The 19,039-nt window shown below is 68.9% G+C and carries 11 protein-coding genes; 7 read left to right on the top strand and 4 right to left on the bottom strand.

Annotation, left to right across the window (positions count from 1 at the left end; genetic code table 11):
• Nucleotides 1-126: 126 nt before the first annotated feature.
• From EJK15_RS20515 to EJK15_RS20485, 7 genes are all read left to right on the top strand, one after another.
• On the top strand, nucleotides 127-2,436 hold the full coding sequence (locus EJK15_RS20515; RefSeq protein ID WP_138712076.1) for a TIM-barrel domain-containing protein: 2,310 nt from the start codon (nucleotides 127-129) through the stop codon (nucleotides 2,434-2,436).
• Between the two features lie 18 nt (nucleotides 2,437-2,454).
• Nucleotides 2,455-3,756, top strand: coding sequence for an ABC transporter substrate-binding protein (locus EJK15_RS20510; RefSeq protein WP_138712075.1), 1,302 nt, complete (start codon nucleotides 2,455-2,457; stop codon nucleotides 3,754-3,756).
• Nucleotides 3,757-4,620, top strand: a complete 864-nt coding sequence (locus EJK15_RS20505) for a carbohydrate ABC transporter permease (RefSeq protein ID WP_138712074.1) — start codon at nucleotides 3,757-3,759, stop codon at nucleotides 4,618-4,620.
• Nucleotides 4,617-5,438 (top strand): carbohydrate ABC transporter permease, encoded by an 822-nt coding sequence (locus EJK15_RS20500; RefSeq protein ID WP_138712073.1) that lies wholly within the window; start codon nucleotides 4,617-4,619, stop codon nucleotides 5,436-5,438. The genes EJK15_RS20505 and EJK15_RS20500 overlap by 4 nt, the downstream gene beginning before the upstream one ends.
• 13 nt (nucleotides 5,439-5,451) lie before the next feature.
• Entirely contained in the window at nucleotides 5,452-8,334 is a 2,883-nt protein-coding gene (locus EJK15_RS20495) for a glycoside hydrolase family 3 protein (RefSeq protein ID WP_138712072.1), read from the top strand.
• 113 nt (nucleotides 8,335-8,447) lie between these two features.
• The gene (locus EJK15_RS20490) at nucleotides 8,448-8,933 is read left to right on the top strand and encodes a DoxX family protein (protein ID WP_138712071.1); all 486 of its coding nucleotides are present in this window, start codon (nucleotides 8,448-8,450) and stop codon (nucleotides 8,931-8,933) included.
• A gap of 169 nt (nucleotides 8,934-9,102) precedes the next feature.
• Nucleotides 9,103-11,784: a cellulose binding domain-containing protein gene (locus EJK15_RS20485; RefSeq protein WP_138712070.1), complete on the top strand. Its 2,682-nt coding sequence runs from the start codon at nucleotides 9,103-9,105 to the stop codon at nucleotides 11,782-11,784.
• A gap of 88 nt (nucleotides 11,785-11,872) precedes the next feature.
• Here EJK15_RS20485 and EJK15_RS20480 read toward each other — a convergent pair whose 3' ends face one another.
• From EJK15_RS20480 to EJK15_RS20465, 4 genes are all read right to left on the bottom strand, one after another.
• Entirely contained in the window at nucleotides 11,873-15,322 is a 3,450-nt protein-coding gene (locus tag EJK15_RS20480; RefSeq protein WP_138712069.1) for an NACHT and WD repeat domain-containing protein, read from the bottom strand.
• Nucleotides 15,323-15,412: 90 nt separating this feature from the next.
• On the bottom strand, nucleotides 15,413-16,357 hold the full coding sequence (locus tag EJK15_RS20475) for a carbohydrate ABC transporter permease (protein ID WP_240777085.1): 945 nt from the start codon (nucleotides 16,355-16,357) through the stop codon (nucleotides 15,413-15,415).
• Nucleotides 16,354-17,331, bottom strand: coding sequence for an ABC transporter permease (locus EJK15_RS20470; protein WP_138712068.1), 978 nt, complete (start codon nucleotides 17,329-17,331; stop codon nucleotides 16,354-16,356). The genes EJK15_RS20475 and EJK15_RS20470 overlap by 4 nt, the downstream gene beginning before the upstream one ends.
• A gap of 66 nt (nucleotides 17,332-17,397) precedes the next feature.
• On the bottom strand, nucleotides 17,398-19,038 hold the full coding sequence (locus tag EJK15_RS20465) for an extracellular solute-binding protein (RefSeq protein ID WP_138712067.1): 1,641 nt from the start codon (nucleotides 19,036-19,038) through the stop codon (nucleotides 17,398-17,400).
• Between the last annotated feature and the right edge of the window lies 1 nt (nucleotide 19,039).

Here is a 19,039-nt window from a genome sequence, read left to right as displayed (position 1 = left end):
TTCACTGGCGTCGTGTCGTCTATTTGGGATGGACTTCAAACTAACTGGCCGCCAGACCGTTGACGTTTGTTGGTATGGACAGCAAACTAATTCACGAAGTTGGCGCAGCTGTTCAAAGGAGCTTCCATGCCCTATCGCCCCCCGCTGGTCGCGCACGAGTACTTCGTCGCGGACCCGCCCGAGCTGCCGGTTCGCGCACGAGGTGAGGGTGGCCTGTCGGCGCTCACGGCGGCCGAGCTGGTCGCGGCGGACGGTGCCGAGGTGATGCTGAAGGCGGTCACGACGGCGGAGGAGACGCTGGTCGTCCAGGTGGGCGTGGCCGGTGAGGGCGTGATCCGGGTGCGGCTGTCGGAGGACGCGGCCGCCCGGCCGCGATCGGAGGGGGCCATCTCCATGGTCACCCCCGGCACGTATCCAGGGGCACGTGCCGGGGTGGCGCCCGGGGAGCCGATCGTGATCGACGCGGGCTCGCTGCGTGCCGAGATCAGCCTGGCGCCGTGGCACCTGCGCTTCACCGACGCCTCCGGGGCCACGCTGGTCGAGCAGGATCGCGGGCACACCGACATCAGCGGCAGGCTGCGGACGCTCCCGTTCGGCCGCTCAACGGCCAACGGCACCTCCGTCGCCTACCACGAGAGCTTCGCCGCCGCCCCCGACGAGGCGTTCGCCGGGTTCGGGGAGTCCTTCTCGCCGCTGGACAAGCGCGGCCAGCGCCCGGTCATGTGGAACTTCGACGCCTTCGGCGCCGAGTCGCAGCGGGCGTACAAGAACGTCCCCCTGTACGTCTCCAGCAAGGGCTACGGGCTCCTCGTCGACAGCGGCGCCCCCACGGAGTTCGACGTGTGCCAGTCCACGCACAGCGTCGTGCAGATCCTGGTGCCCGACGACGTCATGGACTACTACATGATCGCCGGGCCCACGCCGTCCGACGTCCTGGACCGTTACGACCTGCTGACCTGCCGCCCGTCGCTGCCGCCCAAGTGGGCGTTCGGGACCTGGATCTCGTCCGGGTTCTGCGTGGACAGCCAGGAGCGGGTGCTGGCCAGGGCGCGGACGATCAGGGAGCGCGGCATCCCGTGCGACGTGCTCCACCTGGACACCTACTGGCAGACCGACGGGCACTGGTCGGATCTGCAGTGGGACCCGGTGAACTTCCCGGAGCCGGAGCGGATGCTCGACGAGCTGCACGGGATGGGGTTCAAGGCCTGTCTCTGGATGAATCCGTACATTTCCCATCTCAGCCCGGCCTTCGAGGATGCTTCGCAAGCCGGATATTTCCTGAAGAGGGAGGATGGCGAGACCTACGTCGCCGACTGCTGGCATGGGTCGTTCCCGGCGTGCGGCATCGTCGACCTCACCAATCCGGCGGCGGTCACCTGGTTCAAGGACCTGCTGCGGGCGCTGCTGCGGCAGGGCGTGGACGCGTTCAAGACCGACTTCGCCGAGGGTGTCCCGGCGGACGCGGTCGCGTTCAACGGCATGACGGGCACCGACCTGCACAACGTCTACACGCTGCTGTTCAACGACGCCGTCGCCGACGTCACCCGCGAGGTCAACGGGCACGGCCTGGTGTGGGCGCGCTCGTCGTACCTCGGCGGCCAGCGGCACAGCGCCCAGTGGAACGGCGACACCTACACCAGCTACGCCGCCATGGGCAGCACGATCCGGGGCGGGCTCGCGCACGGCCTGTCCGGCGTGCCGTTCTGGAGCCACGACGCGGGCGGCTTCACCGGCCGGCCCACCGACGACCTGTACGTCCGCTGGACCCAGTTCGGAGCCCTTTCCCCGCTGCTGCGTCTGCACGGCACGACCACCCGCGAGCCGTGGGAGTTCCCGGCCGTCGAGGAGCAGGCCGTAGAGGCGTTGAAGCTGCGCTACCGGCTGATGCCGTACATCTACTCGGCGGCCGTCGAGGCCGCGCGCACCGGCGCGCCGATGATGCGCGCGCTGTGCGTGGACTATCCGGACGACCCGGTGGCCTGGCAGGCCGACCTGCAGTACCTGCTCGGCCGAGACCTGCTCGTCGCCCCCATGATCGCGCCGGAGGGCACCCGGCAGGTGTACCTGCCGCGCGGTCAGTGGGTCGACTACTGGACGGGCGAGGTCCTGGAGGGCTCCCGGTACGTCCCGGTCAGCAAGCCGCTCGACCAGATCCCCCTCTTCGTCAGGTACGGCGCGCTCATACCGGTCACTACGACGGGAGACCCAGGAAACACCATCACCGTGCCTGCCGAGATCGCCCTCGTCGCCTTCGTGGGCGGCGACGGCCCAGAAGAAACCCGTACTGCCGAAATCCACGACGAAGACGGCGTGACGGTCGCCGTCGCCACCAGGGACGGCGACGAACTGCGTGTCGCCGTCACCGGCCCAAAGCGCGTCACCGCGGTCGAGATCGCCCCGGTGGCCGGAGCTCCCGCGCGGGCCGTCATCTCGTAACACCCCCCTGGAGGGATCATGGTCAAGTTGAGAGGCGCTGCGGTGCTGTTCGCCGCCGCGCTCGCCCTGTCGGCCTGCGGCTCCGGCTCCGAGAGCCCCCCCACGCAGGGCAACCAGCCCCGCGTGCTGAAGCTCTGGCACTACGAGTCGAAAGACAGCGCCATGGCCAAGGCGTGGACCGAGGCGATCAAGAAGTTCGAGGCGTCGCACCCGAACGTGACCGTCAAGTTCGAGGAGAAGGGCTTCGAGCAGATCCAGAAGACGGCGAGCATGGTGCTCAACTCCGATGAGGCGCCCGACATCATGGAGTACAACAAGGGCAACGCCACCGCCGGGCTGCTGTCCAAGCAGGGCCTTCTCACGAACCTCTCCGAGGAGACCACCAAGCGCGGCTGGGACAAGCTGCTGCCCGGCGGCCTGCAGACCACCGCCAAATATGACGACCGGGGCGTCATGGGCACCGGCAACTGGTACGGCGTGCCGAACTACGGCGAGTTCGTGATGGTCTATTACAACAAGGACCTGTTCGACAAGCACAAGGTCCAGGTCCCGACCACGTTCGAGGAGTTCACGGCCGGGCTGGACACGTTCGTCAAGGCCGGGGTGACGCCCATCGCGAACGCCGGCGCCGAGTACCCGGCCCAGCAGATCCTCTACCAGCTCGCGCTGACCAAGGCGCAGAAGCCGTGGCTGGATGCGTACCAGTCCTACAAGGGCAAGGTCGACTTCCACGGGCCCGAGTTCACCTACGGCGCCGACACCTTCGCCGACTGGGTGAAGAAGGGCTACATCGCCAAGAACTCGGCCGGGCTCAAGGCCGAGGACATGGGCGTGGCGTTCATGAACGGCAAGTTCCCCATCATGATCAGCGGTAGCTGGTGGTACGGCCGCGTGGCCTCCACCATCAAGGACTTCCAGTGGGGTCACTTCCTCTTCCCCGGCGCCACCATGTCGCCTGGTTCGAGCGGAAACCTCTGGGTCGTCCCCGAGAAGTCGAAGAACAAGGACCTGGCCTACGACTTCATCGACATCACGATGAGCAAGGAGATCCAGAACCTGCTCGGCAACTCCGGCGGCGTCCCCGTGGCCGCCGACCCGGCCGCGATCACCGACGCCAAGAGCAAGGAGCTCATCGAGTCCTTCAACAAGCTGACCGCCGCCGACGGCCTGGCCTTCTACCCCGACTGGCCCGCGCCCGGCTACTACGACGTGCTCGTGGCCGGGGTCCAGAACCTCATCAACGGCAGCAAGCCCCCTGCCGAGGTGCTGGACGAGATCGCCAAGCCGTACGAGGACAACCTCGCCGACATTGGTAACTAGATGAGAGGTCGCACGAGGGGGTACTGGCTCTACCTGGCCCCCAGCCTGCTTCTCTTCCTGGGCGTCATCGTCGTGCCGTTCCTGATGAACGTGGGCGCGAGCTTCACCCGCTGGTCCGGGGTGGGCACGCCCAGGTGGATCGGCCTCGACAACTACGCCAGATTGCTGGAGGACGAGCGGTTCTGGCAGTCGTTCCAGCACAACGTGGGGCTGATCGTGGCCATGGCCATCGTGCCGACCGCGATCGGCCTCGTGCTGGCGGCCGCCTTGTTCGACTACATCGGCAAGCGGTTCGGGCCGCGCACGGCCTCGGCGCTGCGGGCCATGTACTACCTGCCGCAGGTCCTGCCGGTGGCGGTGGCCGGCGTGGTGTGGGGCTGGATGCTGCACCCGTCGTACGGCGCGGTCAACCAGATCTTCGGGCTGGAGGCCGACTGGCTCGGCGATCCCGACCTGGCGCTGGCCACGGTCATGGCGGTCATGGTGTGGTTCCAGCTCGGCTACCCCGTCGTGATCTTCATGGCCGGGCTGCAGCGCGTGGACCCGGCCTACTACGAGGCGGCCGAGATCGACGGGGCCTCGTGGTGGCGCAAGACCTGGCACATCACGATCCCGCAGATCCGGCCGGAGATCTTCGTGGTACTGCTGACGTGCACGATCGCCGCGCTGAAGGTGTTCGGGCCGATCTTCGTGCTGACGCGGGGCGGCCCTGGCAACGCCACCATGGTCCCGTCGTACTTCTCGTACCTGAACTTCTTCCAGAAGAGCAACGTCGGGTACGGCTCCGCGATCGCCACCGTGCTGGCCGTGATCATCATCGTGGTGACGTTCCTGTTCCTACGCGTCCAGGAGCGTGAGCAATGAGGGGTCCCGGGCGGTGGGCGGTGCTGTTCGCGCTGGTCGTGCTGGCGGTCGTGATGATGTTCCCGTTCGCGATCGTGGCGATCAACGCGGTCAAGTCGCCGGCCCAGTACGGCACGCAGGGCCCGCTGAGCCTGCCCGACGGGCTCTACCTCCAGGGGATCATCGACTTCTGGAACCGGGTCGACTTCGGCACGAAGCTCTGGAACAGCTTCGTCATCAGCGCTTCTGTGTCGGTGCTGGCCGTCGTGCTGTCGGTGCTCAACGCGTACGCGCTGGGCATCGGCAGGGTGAAGGGCCGGCTGTCGATCCTCGTGCTGTTCCTGGTGGCCAACACGTTGCCGCAGGAGGCGCTGGCCTACCCGCTCTACTACCTGGCCAAGGCGGTAGGGCTCTATGACACGCAACTGGCCGTGATCATCGTCATGACCGTGATCCAGGCGGCGTTCGGCACGTACCTGCTGAGCGCGGTCCTGGGGCAGTTCCCGAAGGAGATCCTCGAGGCCGCCGCGATCGACGGCGCGGGGCGGCTGCGTTCGCTGTGGCGGATCGTGGTGCCGATCAGCAGACCCACCCTGAACGTCCTGCTGATCTTCTTCTTCATCTGGACCTGGAACGAGTTCTTCCTGCCGCTCATCTTCCTGATCTCCAACGACACCCAGACGGTGCCCGTCGCGCTCGGTGTCCTGCAGGGCGAGAAGTTCATGGACGCCACCATGTCCAGCGCCTCGGCCCTGCTCGGCATCGTGCCGGCGGTCGCCTTCTTCCTGATCTTCCAGCGCACGCTGACCCGAGGTGTGACGGTCGGCGCCATCAAATGATGGAGAACCCTCAATGCGTCCAAGAATCCCGTTGTTAGCCACCCTCACCCTGGCGGCCTCGATGCTCGCCGTCCCGGCCGCGCAGGCGGTCGACTACCCGTTCCAGAACCCGAGCCTGCCGCTGGAGCAGCGGGTGAACGACCTGCTCGGCCGGCTCACGCTGGACGAGAAGCTGAGCCTGCTGCACCAGTCGCAGCCGGCGATCCCTCGCCTCGGCATCGGCTATCACAAGAACGGCACCGAGGCGCTGCACGGCGTCGCCTGGTCCAACCACCTCAACGACAACTGGAACCAGAAGTCCGCCAGCGGCACGGTGTTCCCGCAGGCGATCGGCCTGGCCAGCACCTGGGACCCGGCGCTGATCAAGAAGGTCGGCTCGGCCGTCGGTGACGAGACGCGCGGCTACAACGCCGTCGATCCCACCCTGTGGGGCCTGCAGGTGTGGGCGCCCGTGGTCGACCTGCTGCGCGACCCGCGGGCGGGCCGGAACGAGGAAGGCTATTCGGAGGACCCGCTCCTGACCGGGGCCGTCTCGACGGCCTACGGCAAGGGCCTGCAGGGCGACGACCCCTTCTATCTGAAGACCGCGCCCGTGCTCAAGCACTACCTGGCCTACAACAACGAGACCAACCGCAGCCTCACCTCCTCCAACCTGACGCCCAAGCTCAAGCACGAGTACTACGAGCCCGCCTTCAAGGCGGCGATCTCGGCCGACGCCGCGACCGGGGTCATGGCCTCGTACAACGTGGTCAACGGGCGGCCCAACCACGTCAACACCGACCTGAACAACGTGGTCAGGTCGTGGACGGACAAGACGCTCTACAACGTCAGCGACGCCTGGGGCCCGCACGCGCTCACCGACCTGCAGAAGTACTTCGACAACAAGCCCGAGGCGTTCGCCGCCGTGCTGAAGAGCGGGCAGGACAGCTTCACGATCGACGGCAGCGACATCGGGCCGATGGTGACGAACCTCAAGGCCGCGCTCGACCAGGGCCGGATCACCGAGACCGACGTGGACAAGTCGGTACGCAGCGTCCTGTCCATCAGGACCCGGCTGGGGCACTTCGACCCGGACGGCGGGCCGTACAAGAAGATCACCAAGGATGTGATCAACAGCGCCGCGAACCAGCAGCTCAACCGCGAGACCGCGGCCAAGGCGGCGGTGCTGCTCAAGAACTCGGGCGTGCTCCCGCTGGCCGAGCCCAAGTCGGCGGCCGTCGTCGGCCCGCTGTCCGGCAAGCTCTACCGTGACTTCTACTCCGGCCAGCTGCCCTACCAGGTGACGCCGATCGACGGGATCAAGGAGCGCGTGGGCGACGTGGCCACCGGCGAGGGCCTGGAGCGGATCGCGCTCAAGCACCTGGCCTCGGGCAAGTACGTCACCGCCACCGGCACCGGTGCCGACGACAACGCCGCGCTCACCGACACCGCGCCCACGGCCGCCTCGCAGTGGGACCTGACGGACTGGGTCAGCGGCGTGTCCACGCTGCGCAACGCGGGCAACGGCAAGCTGCTCGGCGGCGACTGGCGCTCGCTCGACACCGACGACGCCGAGCCCGACGGCTGGTACGTCACCCAGCAGTTCGCGCTGGAGCGCCAGCCCGACGGCAGCTACCTGATCAGGTATGCCGGCTTCGAGACCGTGGAGGGCTGGTACGCCCTGCCCGACCCGTACGTGACCGTGACCGCCGACGGCGCGCTCGCCCTGGCCCCCAAGGCCGAGGCGGCGAAGTTCGGCAAGGAGGTCGTCTCCGACGGCATCGCCGCGGCCGCCGCGCAGGCGGCCAAGGCCGAGGTCGCGGTCGTGGTGGTGGGCAGCCACCCGTTCGTGGCCGGACGCGAGTTCCACGATCGCGACAACCTGCAGCTCGGCGACGGGCAGCGGCGGCTGATCGAGGCCGTGCGCAAGGCCAACCCGAAGACCGTCGTCGTCCTGGAGACCAGCTATCCGGTGATCGTGGACGCGCCGACGCTGCTGTGGACCACGCACGCGGGCGCGGAGACCGGGCATGCGATCGCCGACGTGCTGTTCGGCGCCGTCAACCCGGCCGGCCGGCTCACCCAGACCTGGCCGGGCACCGACAACCTGCCGAGCATCCTGGACTACGACCTGACCAAGACCGGGATGACGTACCAGTACGCGAAGGGCAAGCCGCTCTACTCGTTCGGCCACGGGCTGAGCTACACCTCGTTCGGCTACCAGGGGCTGCAGGTGCGGGGCGACAAGGTGAGCGTCAAGGTCACCAACACCGGCAAGGTCAGGGGCGACGAGGTCGTCCAGCTCTACACCCACCAGCGCGACTCCCGCTTCAAGCAGCCGGTCAAGCAGCTGCGCGGCTTCCAGCGGATCACGCTGAACCCGGGCGAGTCCCGTACCGTGACCTTCACCCTGAAGAAGTCGGACCTGGCCGTCTGGGACCACACCCGGAACAAGTGGGTCGTCGAGAGCGCCACCCACGACGTGATGGCCGGCTCCGCCTCCGACCGGATCCGCCAGACCACCACCCTGCGCGTGTCCGGCGAGACCGTCCCCGTCCGCGACCTGGCCAAGACCACCAGGGCGATGGACTTCGACGACTACTCCGGCGTGCTCTTCGCGGACGAGAGCAAGGTGAGCGGCGAGGTCGTGGAGGGCTCGGCCGGTGACTGGATCTCGTTCACCGGCGCCTCCTGGGGCGCCCGCCTCACGGCTTCGGTGGCCTCGGTGAGCGGTGGCTCGTTCGAGCTGCGTCTCGGCTCGCCGGGGGGCACGCTGCTCGGGACCGTCCAGGTGCCCGCCACCGGCGGGATCTACCAGTACGGCACGGCGAGCGCGACGGTGCCGGCGGGCACGGGGAACGTGTACCTCGTGTTCAAGGGCGACCTGCGGATCAAGGACTTCGCCCTCGCCCGGTGACGTTTCGTGGCGGCCATGAGCATGGTCGTGGCCGCCACGAAACCAGCTTGCCTCCTATTGGATAGTGGTGTTATCTAGTAGTACGATAGCGCGACTATCCAATTGGAGGGATCATGACTGTTGTCGTCCTGCTGGTCGCCACGCTGGTGTTCCGGCTGCTGGGCGTGCTCGGCGTGGGCCGGTTCGCCACCTGGCGGGTGAGCGCCGCCCATGGGCTGGCGGTGATGCTGGTCATGACGGGCAGCGCCCATTTCGTCCCGGCCGGGGTGACGTTCATGCCCAACCACGCCGACCTGGTCGCCATGGTGCCGCCGTTCGTGCCGCTCCCCGCGCTGATGGTCTACCTGACCGGCGTGCTGGAGCTGGCCGGGGCGGCGGGGCTGGTGATCGAGGGGACGCGCAGGGTCGCCGGGATCTGCCTGGCGCTGCTCTTCGTGGTCCTGCTGCCGGCGAACATCTACGCCGCGGTGGCGGACGTGCCGTTCGCCGGTGAGGAGGCCTCGCCGCTGTGGCAGCGGGTTCCCGAGCAGATCCTGTACATCGGGGCTGCGCTGTGGGCCGCCGTTCCGGTCGGTGGCCGGGTGCGCAGCAGCACTTAATTCGTTGCACGTCCAAACTATTGCCTTCGGTGCGCGCCTGTGTGAGCCTTTTGATGAGCTCATGCGCGAAGGCGCGGCGACGGTCAGGGTCCTGCACTCTGCTCGTGCATGGCGGTCATCTGAAGCCTTTGGGGCGCCTGCTGGCGTGCCTGGAAAGGAAGAGCCGCGCATGCGAAGAAGATTATTCGTCATGCTGGCGACCGTCGCCGTGTTACTGGTGGCGGCGGTCGTGAGGATGTCGCCGGTCTCGGCCGTCGCGTCGGACCCGTACGCGTACAAGAACGTCAGGATCGACGGCGGCGGATTCGTCCCCGGGATCATCTTCAACCAGACAGAGCGGAACCTCATCTACGCCCGCACCGACATCGGCGGGGCGTACCGATGGAGCCAGTCGACCAAGTCCTGGACCCCCTTGCTCGACTGGGCCGGCTGGGACAAGTGGGGCTACAACGGCGTGATCAGTCTCGCCACCGACCCCGTGCAGACCAACCGCGTGTACGCCGCCGTCGGCATGTACACCAACAACTGGGACCCCAACAACGGCGCGATCCTGCGCTCGACCGACAAGGGCGACACCTGGCAGGTCACGCCGCTGCCGTTCAAGCTCGGCGGCAACATGCCCGGCCGCGGCATGGGTGAGGCCCTGTCCGTCGACCCGAACGACAACCGCGTGCTCTACTTCGGCGCCCCCAACGGCAACGGCCTGTGGCGCAGCACCGACTACGGCGCGACCTGGGCCAAGGTGGCGAGCTTCCCCAACCCGGGCAACTACGCCCAGGACCCGAACGACCCCAACGGCTACCTGAGCCACAAGCCCGGCGTGGTCTGGGTGACCTACGACCCGCGCTCGTCCACCCGGGGCACCCCCACCAAGACGATCTACGTGGGCGTCGCCGACAAGGAGAACACCGTCTACCGCACCACGGACGGGGGCGCAACCTGGTCGCGGCTGGCCGGACAGCCCACCGGCTACCTGGCGCACAAGGGCGTGCTCGACACGGTCAACGGCTACCTCTACCTCGCCACGAGCGACACCGGCGGCCCGTACGACGGCGCCAAGGGCGACGTGTGGCGCTACGCCACCTCGACGGGCACCTGGACCCAGATCAGCCCCATCCCGTCCTCCAGCGCGGACGACTACTTCGGCTACAGCGGCCTGACCATCGACCGGCAGAACCCCGGCACGATCATGGTGGCCACCCAGATCTCCTGGTGGCCGGACGTGATCTTCTTCCGCTCCACCGACTCGGGCGCCACGTGGACCCGGGTCTGGGACTGGGAGTCGTACCCGAACCGCACCTTCCGCTACAAGATGGACGTCTCGGAGAACCCGTGGCTGACGTTCGGCGGCAACCCGCAGCCGCCCGAGGTCACACCGAAGCTCGGCTGGATGACCGAGTCACTGGAGATCGACCCGTTCGACTCCAACAGGATGATGTACGGCACCGGCGCCACGATCTACGGCACCGAGAACCTCGCGCAATGGGACTCGGGCGGGCAATTCACCATCAAGCCCATGGCGAAGGGCCTGGAGGAGACCGCCGTCCTCGACCTGATCAGCCCGCCGAGCGGCGCGACCCTGGTCAGCGGCCTCGGTGACATCGGCGGGTTCCGCCACACGAACCTGGACGCCGTACCGCCGATGATGTTCACCCAACCGAACTTCACCTCCACCACCAGCCTCGACTACGCGGAGAAGTCGCCCTCGATCATGGTCAGGGCCGGCAACTTCACCGACGCCGACCGCCCGAACGACAGCCACGTGGCCGTCTCCACCGACGGCGGCGCGAACTGGTTCCAGGGCACGGAGCCCGGCGGGATCAACGAGGGCGGCACGGTGGCCGCGGCCGCCGACGGCTCCCGCTTCGTGTGGGCGCCCAAGGGCGTCACGCCGGTCTACTCGGTCGGGTACGGCAACTCCTGGCAGCAGGTGTCCGGCCTGCCCACCGAGGCGATCGTCGAGTCTGACCGGGTCAACGCGTCGAAGTTCTACGGCCTCAGCGGCGGCCGCTTGTACGTCAGCACGAACGGCGGCGCCACCTTCACCGCCACCGCGGCGACCGGCCTTCCCACCAGCGGCAAGTTCAAGGCCGTGCCCGGTAACGAAGGCGACCTGTGGCTGGCCGGCGAGGGCGGCCTGTGGCACTCCACGAACAGCGGCGCCTCGTTCACCAAGGTCTCCGGCATCACCAGCTCCGTGAACGTCGGCTTCGGCAAGGCGGCCCCGGGCGGGACGTACATGGCGATCTTCACGGTCGCCACGATCGACGGCGTCACCGGCCTGTACCGCTCGGACGACGCCGGAGCGAACTGGGTCCGCATCAACGACGACAAGCACCAGTACGGCAACATGGGCGAGGCCCTCACGGGCGACCCGCGCGTGTACGGCCGCGTCTACCTGGGCACGAACGGCCGAGGCATCATCTACGGCGACCGCACCGGCCCCACGCCCACGATCACCCCGACGGTCACCCCCACCGTGACCGTCACTCCGACCGTCACGCCCACGGTCACGGTCACCCCCACCGTGACCCCCACCTCCGGCACCGGCTGCACGGCCACGTACAAGCCGGGCAACCAGTGGCCGGGCGGCTTCCAGGCGGAGGTGACGGTCCAGAACACCGGCTCCTCGGCGACCACCGGCTGGAAGGTCACCTGGACCTGGGCCGGCGACCAGAAGATCACCCAGGTCTGGAACGGCACCCCGACCCAGACGGGCGCCGACGTGAGCGTCGTCAACGCCGGCTACAACGGCAACCTGGCGCCGGACGCGACGACGTCGTTCGGGCTCACGGGCACGTACTCGGGCACCAACACGCCGCCCGCCACCCTCACGTGCGCCCCCGCGTGACGTGAAGGGAGGGTGCCACCCCGAGGGGCCGGGGTGGCACCCGCCACGTGCGACCTCACGCCTGCCGTCGCACGTGGAACGTTGAGCTTCACTTGCCGCCGTCGGGACGACAGGGCGGCCGGTAGGGCAGCGGGCCGAAATACTGCGTCCACTCCGCCTGGGTGATGGGGGCGCCGGCGAGCCGGCAGATGTCCCGGATGACCACTTCAGGACGTGTGTCCCACAGCCGGGGACCCTTGTGACCTGACGAGACGAGGGTGCGGCCGCCGGCGGTGAAGGCGGTGGCGCCGAGGTCGGGATGGGCCAGCTTCGCGATCAGCGTCGGCGCCGGATCCGCGGTCAGGTCCCACAGCCGGGCGGTTCTGTCATGGCTCACGGTGATCAGCGTGCTCTCGTCCGGGCTGAGGTCGGCCATGGTGACGGTGTCGTTGTGGCCGGTCAGGACGGCCGGGGCGGTGGCGGGGTCGGTGATGTCCCAGACGCGGACGGTCCAGTCGTGGCCGGTGCTGATCAGCGTGCGGTTGTCGGACGTGAGCCGCACGCCGGCGACCGCTTCTGTGTGGTGGTCGTGCGCGGCGACCTGCTTCGGATCGGTGGGGTCGCGGACGTCCCACAGGCGTACGCCGCCGTCGGTGTCACCGGTCGCCATCAAGCGCCCGTCCCGGCTGAAGTCGATCGTGTTGACGGCGTCGAAGCCGCCCTTGATGATCGATTTCTCCGGCCGGCGGGGGTCGCGGATGTCCCACGTGATCAGGTTGCCGTCGTCGTCGCCGGTGGCCAGCGTTCTGTTGCCGGGGCTGAACGCGGCCGTGACCAGGTCGTGGATCGGCCATCGATGCAATCGCTCCGGCCGATGAGGTGTCGTGATGTCCCACAGGGTGATCGCGCGGCCGTACGCGATGGTGGCCAGGAGCCGGCCGTCGTCGCTGACGACGGGGCGATCGCCGGACTCGCCGGGCGAAACGGGAAGCCGCTCCTGGCCGCGGCGGAGGTCCCAGAGGCGTACGGGGTGGCCGCTGTCGCCGCTGATCAACAGTGACCGGTCGGCGGTGACGGCCGGTGCGATGAGCGGCGCGTCGGCGCGGGTGGCGGCGGCGGGATGTCGCCACAGGTAGAGGGTGCCGGCCACGGCGCCGGCCGCCAGCGTGGCGCCGTCCGGGGTGTAGGCGAGGCTCAGGACCCGGCTGGGATGCGGGAGCCGGGCGGTCTCGGTGCGGGTGGCGACGTCCCACAGCCGGATCATCTTGTCGTTGCCGGCGGTGGCCAGGCTCGTCCCGTCGGGGCTGTACTCCAGCGCCCAGCTGATCGAGGAGCTCCCGGGCAGCTCGCGCGGCCGTTCGCAGCGACGGGCTTCGTCCAGGGCGCACTGCCGGATGCGCTTGTCGGGGCCGGCGTAGGCGACCGTGCGGCCGTCGGGGGCGATGGCGACGGCGGTCACGCCGGAGGGAGCTTCGGGGATGGACGCGATCGGCCGGGCGAGGTGGCGGAGGTCCCACAGGTGCACGGCGCCGCCGTCGTGACCGGTGATCATGGTGCTGTCGTCGCGGCTTACGGCGATCAGCCCGGCCGGGGCGCTGGTCGCGGCCGTGGTCGCCGTCACGGTGGGCCGCCGGGGGTCGTCGAGGTTCCAATGCCGGATGACGCGGTCCTGGCCGGTGGTGACCAGGCCGTGGGCCGTGAACGCCGCGGCTCGTACGGCGGTGGGATGGGGAAGGGGCGCGAGCCGTCGCGGGTGGCGGGCCTCGGAGACGTCCCACAGCCAGGTCCCCTGCGCGCTGGACGTGAGCAGGATCCGGCCCTGCCCCGCCGGGCGGAAGGCCAGCGCGTCGACCGCCCCGGTGACGCGCGGCAGGAGACCAAGGGGTGATGGCTTGTCCGGGTCGGTGGCGTCCCACAGGCGGACGGCGCCGTCGTCGGTGCCGACGGCCAGCACGGCCTGGTCGGGGCTGACGGCGATCCGGTGGACCCAGTTGCCGCCGGAGAGGAGGCGGGTGGCGTACGGGGGCGCGGAGCTGAGCACCGCACCACGTGCCTCCACGGTCCCGGCGAGACGGTAAGCCGCCACCGCCAGTTGCGCGGCCAGCCACGGGTTGGTGGCGCGCAGTTCGCCGGCCTGCTCGGCCACCCGCTGCGAAACGCCGGCCAGCCGGTCCTGATCGGCCCGCTCCCGTTCCCGCCAGGCGAAGCCGCCCACCGCCGCGGCGATCATCGCCAGCGCGGCCAGCAGTGCCGTCAGCCGCCGCCGGAGCCGTGCGTCCCGCTGCTCGTGCCGCCGGCTGGCGGCCAGGAACTCCTCCTCCAGACTGCCGGGCCGCGCGGCGGCCCATTCGTCGGCCACGGCCAGCAGGCTCCCCCGATACAGCAGGGCGCTGTCGCGGCCGTCGTCCTGCCAGGTGGTGGCGGCCTCCGTGAGCTGCTGGCGTACCCGCAGCCCGGCACGGTCGACGTCGATCCACTCGCGCAGCCGCGGCCAGGCCACCAGCAGGGCCTCGTGGCTGATCTCGATGTGCGCGGCGTCGGCGGTCAGCAGCCTGGCACGGGTGAACGCCTCGATCACGCGCTCGAGGTCGTCGTCCTCGGCGAGCCGGTCGCGGGGCACGCGGCGTCGCGTGTCCTCCTGGTCGTCGCCCACGTGCACCAGCTGCGGCAGGAGCCGGCGGGCGATGTCCTGCCCGGCCTTCGGGAGGCCGTTCCAGACCCGTTCGGCGGTGGTGGCGACCGCGCCGTGCACGCCACCGGTGCGCTCGTAGCCCGCCACCGTGAGAACGTCGTTGTCGCGGTGCTGCCAGGTGGCTCTCAAGGTGTGGGACAGCAGCGGCAGCGACCCCGGCACGCCGAGGTCGCGCAGCAGGATCTCCGCCAGGCCCGGCTCCAGGGCGAGCCCCGCCGCGGCGGCGGGCTCGGCGATGGCCGGCCGCAGCTCGTCCTTCGTCATCGGTCCGAGCGGCAGGGCACGCGTACGCAGCGCGGCGAGCAGCGGGGGATGCAGCACGCAGCGGCCGAAGAAGTCGGCCCGCACGGCGATCACCACCGCCAGGCCACCGGCGGCGGCACGGCACAGCTCGCCGACGAACGCCTCCCGCTCGGTCGCGCTGTCGCAGAGGGTGAACACCTCCTCGAACTGGTCCACGATCACCAGCGTGTGGGAGTCCAGCGGCCGGTCGGCGTCGCGTTCGCGCAGCTCGCGCAGAGGGTGCGCGTTCGGCGTCAGGTACAGCACCGACGGACTCCCCGGATGCCCGCCGGGCAGCGCCTCCCGCAGCACGGCCGGCGTCAGGCCCGCCCGCAGCAGCGAGGACTTGCCCACCCCGGAGGGGCCGACCAGCATCACGGGATGGCCGGTCGCGCTCGGGTCGGCGAGCAGGCGCAGCAGGTCCGCCACCGCCCGGTCCCGGCCGAAGAACCAGTCCGCGTCCTCGATCCCGAACGGCGCCAGCCCCGGATATGGGCACACGGCGGCCGGCGACTGGCCCGCCTGGAGCCGCCTGCGCCGGAGCTCGGCGCCGAATCCACCCTCGTCCCGGCCCCCATCAGCCATGGCGGCACCCTACCGCTACATACAGTGACCTGATGGGTGGATCGCGTTAGATCTTCACCGTGTGGGATGCCCGAACAGGAAGGACGGGCTTTAGCCTTTGATGGCCCCCACGATCACGCCCTTGGTGAAGTGGCGCTGGACGAACGGGTAGATGATCAGGGCGGGCACCACGGCGATCACCACGATGGCCATCTTGATCGCCAGGGTTGGGGGCGCGTCGCCTGTCACGCCCGCCGTGGCCGCGGGGAGAGGGTTCGAGTCCACGACGTACTGCCGCAGGATCAGGGCCAGTGGCCACTTGCGAGTGTCGTCGATGTACAGCATCGCGTTGAACCAGGCGTTCCAATAACCCACCGCGTAGAACATCGCCACGACGGCCGTCACCGCCTTCGACATCGGCAGCACGATCCGCCACAGGATCCGCCACTCGCCGGCACCGTCGATGCGGGCGCTGTCCAAGACCTCCCCTGGGATGTTCATGAAGAACGAGCGCAGCACCACCACGTTGAACGCCGAAATGGCGGTCGGGAGGATCAGCGACCAATAGCTGTCCTTCAGGCCCAGGCCGCTCACCATCAAATACACAGGGATGATGCCGGGGAAGAAGACGAACATCAGCAGGATGCTGAACAGCAGCGGCCGGTGCAGGAACGAGCCGGGGCGTGACAGCGAGTACGCCCCCAGGATGCTCACCACGGCGCTGATCAGCGTCCCGACGACGGTCACCCCGGTGCTGACCAGCACGGCCCTGCTCACCACGGTGTCGGAGAAGATCTGCCGGTACGCCTCCAACGTGATCTCGTCGGGCACCAGCACGAGCCCGCCCGCGCGGTTGACGGTGGCGGCCGAGCTGAGACTGGTCAGCACGATCGTGTAGAGGGGACCGAGCACGGCCAGGACGATCAGCGTCACCACCGCGCCCTTGCTCAGCCGGCCGATCGGCGAGGGCTGTTCCTCCCAGGGGGCCAGCTTGGCGGGCCCGCGGGAGCGCCCCGGCGTCCCGGCGCCGCCGGGCTTCGTCAATGCCCATGTCATGATCGCGAATACACCCCTCGCTCGCCGAGCGCGTGCGCGACCCGGTTGGCCGCCAGGATCAGCAGCAGCCCGACCAGGCCCTTGAACAGCCCGGCCGCCGCGCCGTACCCGAGGTCACCGGTACGCAGGCCCGACCAGTAGACGAACGTGTCGAACACCTCGGACGCCCCGCTGCCCACCGCGCTGCGCTGCAGCATGAACTGCTCGAACCCGACGTTCAGCGCGTCGCCGAGCCGCAGGATCAGCAGCAGCACGATCACCGGACGCAGCCCGGGCAGCGTGATGTGCCACATGCGCCGCCACCTGCGGGCCCCGTCCACGGCGGCGGCCTCGTACAGGTTGGGGTCGATGGTGCTCAGCGCGGCCAGGAAGATGATCGCACCCCAGCCGGCGTCCTTCCAGATGGTCTGGGTGGTGATCAGCAGGATGAACGTGTCGGAGTTCGTCATCCAGTCGACACCCTCGGAGCCACGCTCGCGCAGGATCTGCGCCAGCAGCCCGGCCCCGCCGAACATCTGCTGGAATATGGCCACGACCAGCACCCAGGAGAAGAAGTACGGCATGTAGACCACGCCCTGCACGAACGCCCTCAGCCGCGCCGAGACGATGCTGTGCAGCAGCAGCGCCAGCATGATCGGCACGGGGAAGTAGAAGACGAGCTGGAAGGCCGTGATCGACAGCGTGTTCAGCATCGCGCGCAGGAACTGGGGATCCTGGAAGAGCAGCGCGAAGTTGGTGAACCCGATGATCGGGCTCTCGATGATGCCGCCGGTGTAGGGGTTGTAGTCCTGGAACGCGATGATGTTGCCGAGCGCCGGGATCCACCAGAAGGCGAGGACCACCAGCAGCATCGGCAGGTTCATCAGCAGCAGCGGCCAGTCCCGCCGCAGCTTGGTCCGCCAGGGCATCTTCTCCTGCGGGGTGGCGGCGGGCTTCGACGGCTTGGCCGGGCGCTTGGCCGTGATCACGCCCATGGGAGGTCCCCCGATGTCAGCGCCTCCATGAAAAGCCCCGCACCCACGAATCGCTCCTCACAGGTGTCACAGCCTGCCGTTCTCGCGCGCGACCTTCATGTAGAACTCGCGTGCCTCGTTGCCGCCCTGGTCCTGCCACTCCTTGACGATCTTCGTCCACTCGGAGACGGGCCGCTTGCCGCGGAGGATCTCCTGCATCTTGTCCTCGGTGGGCTGCGCCAGGCCGGCCATCTTGGAGGGCACCTCCACGCGGATCCCGACGAACGGGTCGTTCTCCAGGAGCTTCGCGGCCTGCGTCTGCCAGTCGTACAGGGCCTGGACGAGGCCTTTGTACTGGACCTTCTCGTTCGCCGGCGGCCGGCCGGACAGGAACATGTACGTGGGCGCGACCTCCTTGCGGCCCAGCGCGGTCTGCTCGACCTTGCCGTCCTTGACGTTGTAGTGCTTGCCCTCCACGCCGTTGGTGACCAGCTCGTACTCCTGCGTGCCGAACGGCGCCGAAGCCCAGTTGGACAGCGCGAGCAGCTCGCGGGTGCGGGCGTCGCCGAGGCCCTTCTTGATGAAGACGAACATGCCGGCGGGCTCGTTGCGCCACATGATCGTCTTGCCGCCGGGCTTGGCGGGGTAGGGGACGACGGCCTGCATGTCGAACTTGGGATTGTCGGCCTGGAAGCGGCCCAGGGCCTCGTGCCAGGCGCCGAGCCCGTCTCGGTAGATGATCATTTGGCCGCTGCCGAAGATGGCCTTGTTGTCGGCGTCCTTGTTGGCCACGATGTCCGGATGCATGTACCCGGCCTCGAAGAGCTTGGCCATGAACTCGATCATGGCTTGAAACTCAGGGGTCTCGTACTTGTACTCGAGCGTCCCGTCGCTCTTCTTGCGCCATTCGCGCGGCGAGCCGAAGGCCCGCTGCATCTCCTGCTCCATGCCGCCGCCGAAGGCCCACCGCTTCTTCTTCGCGTCGGTGATGGCCTTGCCGAGCACGAGCAGGTCGTCGCCGCTCTTGGGGTGCTGCAGGCCCAGCTCCTCCATGATGTCCTGGCGGACGAAGGTGGCGAACGGGAACGGCTCGTTCTGCCAGGGGATGCCCTGCAGCATGCCGCCGAAGACGCCGTACTGCCAGGCCGCGGTGTCGTAGTTGGCCAGCAGGGGGAACTCCTTGGCCTTGTCCCCGGCCAGGTAGGGCCCCAGATCGGCGAAGAGCTTGTTGGCCGCCTCGGTGAAGTGGCCGATCTTGATGAGCTCCCAGCCCGGGACCATGGTCATCTCGGGTACGTCGCCGCTGGCCAGGAGGGTGGACAGCTTCTGCCCGTAGGTGTTGCCGTCCGAGATGTTGAAGCGGACGGTGCCGCCCAGACGCTCGTTCATGTACTCGTAGTAAGAGTTGTCGCCCAGCCCGGGCGGCACGGTGCCCCACAGCGGCGTCATCGCGGTCACCTCCTTGCCGCTGGTCAGCGGCTTGGTGGTGATCGCCTGCACCATGGTGGCCGGGCGCGACAGGAAGCCGGGTGCGACGAACTCGCTGCCGGGCAGGTCCGGCTTGAGCCCGGGGATCTCGAACGGGATTCGCGTCGGCACCAGGCTCTTGAGCTTGTCGGCCGCCACGGCGGTGCCCTTGGAGGGCGCTTTCTTCTCGGCGCAGCCCGCTACCAGAACGCTTGCACCGACCAGACCGAGGAACCCGCGGCGAGTCGTGTCGTTTGCCATG

Source organism: Nonomuraea basaltis (assembly GCF_005893125.1).
Lineage (GTDB): Bacteria > Actinomycetota > Actinomycetes > Streptosporangiales > Streptosporangiaceae > Nonomuraea > Nonomuraea basaltis.
Note: the sequence above shows the minus strand (reverse complement) of the source record. Positions and strands in the feature narration are given on the sequence as shown.

Bases quoted from the DNA above. Each gene is read 5' to 3' on its own strand.
- EJK15_RS20515 (WP_138712076.1), top strand. From the start codon at position 127: ATGCCCTATCGCCCCCCGCTGGTCGCGCACGAGTACTTCGTCGCGGAC.
- EJK15_RS20510 (WP_138712075.1), top strand. From the start codon at position 2,455: ATGGTCAAGTTGAGAGGCGCTGCGGTGCTGTTCGCCGCCGCGCTCGCC.
- EJK15_RS20500 (WP_138712073.1), top strand. From the start codon at position 4,617: ATGAGGGGTCCCGGGCGGTGGGCGGTGCTGTTCGCGCTGGTCGTGCTG.
- EJK15_RS20470 (WP_138712068.1), bottom strand. From the start codon at position 17,331: ATGGGCGTGATCACGGCCAAGCGCCCGGCCAAGCCGTCGAAGCCCGCC.
- EJK15_RS20480 (WP_138712069.1), bottom strand. From the start codon at position 15,322: ATGGCTGATGGGGGCCGGGACGAGGGTGGATTCGGCGCCGAGCTCCGG.
- EJK15_RS20490 (WP_138712071.1), top strand. From the start codon at position 8,448: ATGACTGTTGTCGTCCTGCTGGTCGCCACGCTGGTGTTCCGGCTGCTG.
- EJK15_RS20495 (WP_138712072.1), top strand. From the start codon at position 5,452: ATGCGTCCAAGAATCCCGTTGTTAGCCACCCTCACCCTGGCGGCCTCG.
- EJK15_RS20505 (WP_138712074.1), top strand. From the start codon at position 3,757: ATGAGAGGTCGCACGAGGGGGTACTGGCTCTACCTGGCCCCCAGCCTG.
- EJK15_RS20485 (WP_138712070.1), top strand. From the start codon at position 9,103: ATGCGAAGAAGATTATTCGTCATGCTGGCGACCGTCGCCGTGTTACTG.
- EJK15_RS20475 (WP_240777085.1), bottom strand. From the start codon at position 16,357: ATGACATGGGCATTGACGAAGCCCGGCGGCGCCGGGACGCCGGGGCGC.
- EJK15_RS20465 (WP_138712067.1), bottom strand. From the start codon at position 19,038: ATGGCAAACGACACGACTCGCCGCGGGTTCCTCGGTCTGGTCGGTGCA.